Genomic DNA, 5,626 nt, shown 5'->3' on the forward strand with positions numbered 1-5,626 from the left:
CCACCGAACCGCACGAGTTCCTCCCCGAACCCGAAGCCCCCCGCCGCCGCACGGGCATCGCCATCGTGGCCGGCATCGCGCTCCTCGGCATCGCGGGCCTCTGCATCACCGTGGCCCTGGGACTCGACGGCGGCCGCGTGTCCTCACTGTGGAGCTCCTCGCGTGCTCCCACTCCGGGCGCGAACTCCTCCACAACTTCTCCACCGCCTGCCGAACCCGAGGCCCGGAAGCCCGAACCCACCGGACCCGCGGCGCCGGTGGAACCCCCCGCCGCGGTCGTCGAGGCCACGCCTGCTCCGGAAACCGCCCCCTCGGACCCGGCGGCTCCTCCCAGCAACGACACCGACGACGCCGAGACCCCGAAGGCGAAGACGCGCACCCCCCTCCGCAAGAGCAAGAGCGACCCGGCGGCCCCTTCACCTCGCGGCAAGTCCCGCACGGCCGCCGCTCCCGCTGATGACTCGGAGGCGGACCTCCCCGCTCCGGATGACAGCGCCACCGAAGCGGCCGCGCCCCAGGGCTTCCTCACCCTCATCACCGAACCTTCCGCCCGCGTGTCCCTGGCCGGCCGCTCGCTGGGCGAGACGCCCCTCACCAAGGTCGCCCTCCCCGTGGGCCGGCACACCCTGAAGCTCATGGACGGCACCGGCCGGCCCCTGAAGCTCCTGGTGGAGATCAAACCCGACGACACCACCTCCGTCCGGGTCCCCCTGGAGATGCTGGCCAATCCCTGAACCTGTCCGGCAGCCGGACAGGTTTTCGCCGCCTCCATGCAATCACCCGGCGCCGCCCGGCGTACCCGGGGCATTCCGCCGGGACGTGCTCCCACGTCCTCGCGCCTCGCCCGGAGCCGCCCATGAGGATGCCCACGCTGTCCCTGCTCGCCGCCTGCTGCCTCGCCACCACCGCCTGCACCGCCCACGCGGAGGACGCGGTGAAGCCCTCCCAGGGCTCGGGCGAGACGCGCCAGGTGGAGGACTTCCACGGCGTCTCCGTGGGCCACGGCATGCGCGCCGAAGTGACGGTGGGCCCCAAGTCCGTCCGCCTGGAGGGCTCCCCGGAGAACCTCTCCCGCATCCAGCTGGAGGTCGAGGACGGCATCCTCACCACCCGCGTGGAGCGCAAGGGCTGGAGCCGCCTCAACGGCCAGGTGCGGCTCATCGTGTCCTCGCCCCGCATCGACCACGTGGAGGCCAGCGGCGGCAGCCGCATGAACGCCGAGGTCACCGCGACCGATGAGTTCGACGCCGAGGCCAGCGGCGGCTCCGTGCTCAAGGTGAGCGGCGTGGACGCCAAGAACGTGGAGGCCGAGTCCAGCGGCGGATCCGAGATCACCCTCAGCGGCCGCGCCACCCACCTGGACGCGGAGGCCAGCGGCGGCGCGCAGGTGCATGCCCAGCAGCTCCAGGGCATCTCCCAGCTCCAGGTGGAGGCCAGCGGCGGCTCCATCGTGGAGGCCGACGCTCCCTCCAGCGTGTCCGGTGACGCGTCCGGCGGCAGCATCATCCGCCTGTCCAAGCGGCCCCAGAACGCCAGGGTCGACGTCAGCGGCGGCTCGCGCCTGGACACGTCGAACTAGCAGGACCGGGAAAGGTTACCCGGGCCCCGGGGATGACCCGGGGCCCGGACAGGCCCCCCACGAGGCACAAGAGACGCCGCACACCGGACCTCCAAGGTCATCCGGGCGACCGTCCTACCTTCCACGTGGATGCCGGCCGCACCGGAGTGCTGTCGGACAGGCGCGTGGGCCCCATGGAACGCGCTCGAGTGACCGAACGCTTCGCAGTCCCCAAGATATCGGGACTCCGTCCCAATCCCAAACACCCAGCGTCGCTTTCGCCGCAGGACCCGGAGGGGAACCCGCGTCATGCGGCGCCTGCCATCCCGGACGGGCTGTAAGAACGAAAGCACCGCGCTCACACAGCGCGTCGTTGAGACGCGTCAGGTCGGGTCCATCCAGCGATGATGGAAAACTCCGTACGCGCGGGACTCCCTGAGCAACCGGCTCAGCGGGCCGGGGGCAGGCGGTCCGCGTTCTGACGCTCCACCATCCAGCCGGGGTACTCGAGGGGCAGCCGGGAGACGGCGTCCAGCTTCGCGAGCTGCTCGGGGCTGAGGCGCAGCTCGGACGCGGCCAGGTTGTCCTCCAGCTGGGCCTGCGTCTTCGCGCCGAGGATGACGGTGGTGACGTGCGGCTGGTGCAGCAGCCACGCGAGCGCCACGCGCGCCACGGTGGTGTCTGTCTCCTTCGCGACGGCATCCATCACGTCGACGGCGTTGTACGCGCGCTCCTTGTCCACGGGCGGGAAGTCGAAGGTGGTGCGGCGGGCGCCCTCGGGGCCTTCGGCGTCGCGGCGGTACTTGCCGGACAGGAAGCCTCCCGCGAGCGGGCTCCACACCATCAGGCCCACCTGCTGGTCCTTCATCAGCGGCACCAGCTCACGCTCCAGGTCGCGGCCGGCAATGGAGTAGTAGGCCTGGAGCGATTCGAAGCGGGACAGGCCGCGGTGGTCGCTGATGCCCAGCGCCTTCATGAGCTGCCACGCGGCCAGGTTGGACGCGCCCAGGTAGCGCACCTTGCCCTGGCGCACGAGGTCGTCCAGCGCGCGCAGCGTCTCCTCCAGCGGCGTGGCCACGTCGTAGCCGTGGATCTGCAAGAGGTCGATGTGGTCCGTGCCCAGGCGCTTGAGGCTCGCGTGCACGGAGTCGAAGATGTGGTAGCGCGACAGGCCGGTCTCATTCTGGCCCGGGCCTATGCGACCGCGCACCTTGGTGGCCAGCACCACCTGCGAGCGCTTCGCCGAGAGCGCCTTGCCGAGCAGTTCCTCCGACTGCCCGTACGAATACACGTTCGCGGTGTCGAAGAAGTTGATGCCCGCGTCCAGGCACCGGCCCACCAGCGCGTCGGCCTCCGACTGGCCCTGCTGCCCGATGTTCTTCCAGTAGCCCTCGCCACCGAAGGTCATGGCGCCGAAACACAGTTCAGAGACAAACAGGCCGGTGCGGCCCAGCGGACGGTAGTGCATGTGCGTGTCACCTTGGGTGGAAGTGAAGGCGGCCCCTCTTAACGTCCGGTGCATGGCCCCGCAGCAGGAAGACACGCGATGACGCACGCGCGCCGCTTCGTGGGCTGGGACCTGACGGACCCGTTCGCTCGCAATCCCCGCTCCGTGGACGAGGCCATCGTGGACGGGGACGGCCGCGTGCGCTTCTCCCAGCGCGTCTGGCCCGCGACGTTGGAGCCGGAGGCGCTCGCGGAGGTCTTCGCCATCAGGCCCGGCGACGTGGTGGTGGTGGACGGGCCCCAGGCGCTGGCGAACCCCGGCGCGAAGGTGCGGGACGCGGAGCGGAGGCTGCGCGCTCCGGGCAGCACTCCGGACGTGCTGCCCGTGCCCGGTGCGCCCTTCGCGGGCTTCGTGCGCGGCAGTGTGCTGCTGTTCGCCGCGCTCCGGGTCCACGCCCGCGTGCCCATGCTGGACCTGGACACGCCGTCGCTCTCGGACGCGCGCCTCTTCGAGGCCTTCCCCGGGGCCACCTGGCGCGCGCTGGCTGTGGAGAAGTTGGGGGGAAAGTCCACGCCGGAGGGACGTGCCCGGAGACAGGCGCTGCTGGAGGCCTCCGGCCTGCGCTTCGAGGACTCACGGACGTGCACGCACGACCAGCTGGATGCCGCGCTCTGCGCGTGGCTGGGATGGCTCACACGCACGCGTCCCGGGGAGGTCACCGCGGTGGGCCTGCCCCTCACGCGCGATACAGATGGAACAGTGCGCGAGGGGCGCATCCTGGACCTGGACCGCGCTGGCGCCGTGAGCCTTCAGCGCCCGCGCACCGGGTCCTCGTGATGGTCGTGCCCTGGCCCGCCGAAGGTTCCGGGCCAGGGTTCCTCCGCGGGCTTCAGGCCGGGAATCGGGAAGCGCCGGAAGCGTGACTGGCTGTAGGCGAAGGGCGGATCGCAATCGCCGCACGTCGTGGCCCCGTCCATCATCACCAGGCTGTCCGGCCCCAGCTCCAGGAACTGCGCGGGCGTGACCGCGTCCGGCACCGGGCACTGGAACACCTGGCTGCCGTCCTTCGCGCTCACGGCGAAGAGCACCGGCCCCCGCGCGTCCATGCCCGTGCCCACCACCACCGTCTCCGGCGGCTGGCCCGGCCAGGTGGGCCAGCTCGCCAGCCGGACCTCCGGCGCCACCGGCCCCGGCCACCCCTGGAAAGCGTGCGTCCACGACGGCGTGAGGCCCGGCAACGCGTAGCCCTCCAGCGTCCAGCCGCCCGCGACGGTGTCCTCGGACGGCGAGGGGATCACGTGCCCGGACGTCGCCAGCGCGCGCCCCAGCTGCCGGGGGAAGGGCTGTGAACCCACCGCCTGCCCGTCCTGCGTGCGCAGCGCCTGCGTGGAGCGTTCGTTGAGCAGAAGCCCGTTCACGATGGCCAGCTCCCCCGCGGCGAAGGCCTCCGTCTTGCGCCAGCGCGGCACCCCGTCCTGCGAGAACGCCATCAGCAACGTGGGCGCTCCCGGATACAGCGGCGCGCCCACGTTCTGCGTCTGTCCGAACGCCACGTACAGGTCGCCCGCCGCGTCGGACGCCACGCCGTACGGGTGCGGGTGGTTGCACTCGGCGAGCAGCGGGTCCTGCAACTTCTGCGCGGACACCATCCCGCCAAAGGCATCCAGCACCACCAGGAAGTACTGCCGGCACAGCGTGTCGCGGGACGTGCCCGCCGGGTACGCCTCGAAGAGCGCCGCCAGCCGGTCCGGCTGCATCACCCCCAGCCGCGCCATGAACACCGTCGTCAGGCCCTGCGTGAAGTCCGGCCGCGCCTTCGCCAGGTCGAACGTCCACCGGGGCGCTCCCGTCACCCGGTCCAGCAGCGACACCTGCCCGGACAAGGGCAGGTCCATGCACAACAGCCGGTCGTTCCACAGCATGCACCGGCGCCCGGACGTGCTCGCGCGCACCGGCACCGGGCCCGCCGCGTCCAGCAGCGCCGGCACGAAGAAGCCCACCAGCGTCACGTCCCCCGTGGGGCCCACCAGCAGGTCGTGCAGCGCCTCGCCGTTGGACGCCGCGTCGTAGGTCCAGTCCGGCGCCAGCGCCGTCACGGCGGGGCGCTGGCACACGGAGCCCTTGCACTTCCCCGGCCCCTGGCAGGGGCTGGCCGCCGCGCACGGGAAGTTGTCCGGCGGGTCGCGGCGCTGGCACGTCCCGTCCAGGCACACGTCCGCCAGGTCACAGCCGCGCTCCGGGCCGCAGAACGTCCCGTCCGGCGCCTTCGCCAGCGTGCACCCCACCTTCGGGTCGCACGCGCCCACCTGGCACTGGCCGTCCCCCGGACACGGCGGCGCCGGCACCGACGTGCAGCCGTCCAGCGGGTTGCACACGTCCGTGGTGCACGCGTTGCCGTCGTCGCAGACGCGCTCCGTGCCCCTGCACCGCCCGGCCGTGCACGTGGCGCCCAGGATGCACGCGTTGCCCGGGTCGCAGGCCGTGCCGTCCGGCTCCTCGGTCTCCACGCACTGCTCCGCCGCCACGTCGAACGTGGAGGTGTGGCAGGCCACCGGCGTGGGGCACTCCGGGTACGGGTTGGACTCTCCGCGCAGCTCCATCCGCACCTCCCCGCCCCCCGG

General features: G+C 72.2%; 5 protein-coding genes. 3 read left to right on the plus strand and 2 right to left on the minus strand.

The window, feature by feature from the left end; all coding sequences use genetic code 11:
• Together D7X55_RS34885 and D7X55_RS34890 are read left to right on the plus strand one after the other, a co-directional pair.
• A partial coding sequence (locus D7X55_RS34885; protein WP_120553157.1) for a PEGA domain-containing protein occupies positions 1-734 on the plus strand: 734 nt, incomplete at its 5' end.
• A gap of 122 nt (positions 735-856) precedes the next feature.
• Positions 857-1,579: a head GIN domain-containing protein gene (locus D7X55_RS34890; RefSeq protein ID WP_120553158.1), complete on the plus strand. Its 723-nt coding sequence runs from the start codon at positions 857-859 to the stop codon at positions 1,577-1,579.
• A gap of 427 nt (positions 1,580-2,006) precedes the next feature.
• On the opposite strand, the gene D7X55_RS34895 is transcribed toward D7X55_RS34890, so the two are convergent.
• Positions 2,007-3,026 carry an aldo/keto reductase gene (locus tag D7X55_RS34895; protein ID WP_121725307.1) on the minus strand — a complete coding sequence of 340 codons (1,020 nt, stop codon included), beginning with the start codon at positions 3,024-3,026 and terminating at the stop codon, positions 2,007-2,009.
• Between the two features lie 78 nt (positions 3,027-3,104).
• Between D7X55_RS34895 and D7X55_RS34900 the strand changes: the two genes are divergently transcribed.
• Positions 3,105-3,842, plus strand: coding sequence for a DUF429 domain-containing protein (locus D7X55_RS34900; RefSeq protein ID WP_121725308.1), 738 nt, complete (start codon positions 3,105-3,107; stop codon positions 3,840-3,842).
• On the opposite strand, the gene D7X55_RS34905 is transcribed toward D7X55_RS34900, so the two are convergent.
• Positions 3,815-5,626, minus strand: a 1,812-nt coding sequence (locus D7X55_RS34905; RefSeq protein ID WP_121725309.1) for a tenascin-X, incomplete at its 5' end; no start/stop codon positions are given. The two genes, D7X55_RS34900 and D7X55_RS34905, sit on opposite strands and share 28 nt — an antisense overlap.

The sequence above is a fragment of the Corallococcus sp. AB049A genome (genome assembly GCF_003668885.1).
Classification (GTDB): Bacteria; Myxococcota; Myxococcia; order Myxococcales; family Myxococcaceae; genus Corallococcus; species Corallococcus interemptor.

Coding starts and splice junctions, on each gene's coding strand:
- D7X55_RS34890 (WP_120553158.1), top strand. CDS start 857: ATGAGGATGCCCACGCTGTCCCTGCTCGCCGCCTGCTGCCTCGCCACC.
- D7X55_RS34895 (WP_121725307.1), bottom strand. CDS start 3,026: ATGCACTACCGTCCGCTGGGCCGCACCGGCCTGTTTGTCTCTGAACTG.
- D7X55_RS34900 (WP_121725308.1), top strand. CDS start 3,105: ATGACGCACGCGCGCCGCTTCGTGGGCTGGGACCTGACGGACCCGTTC.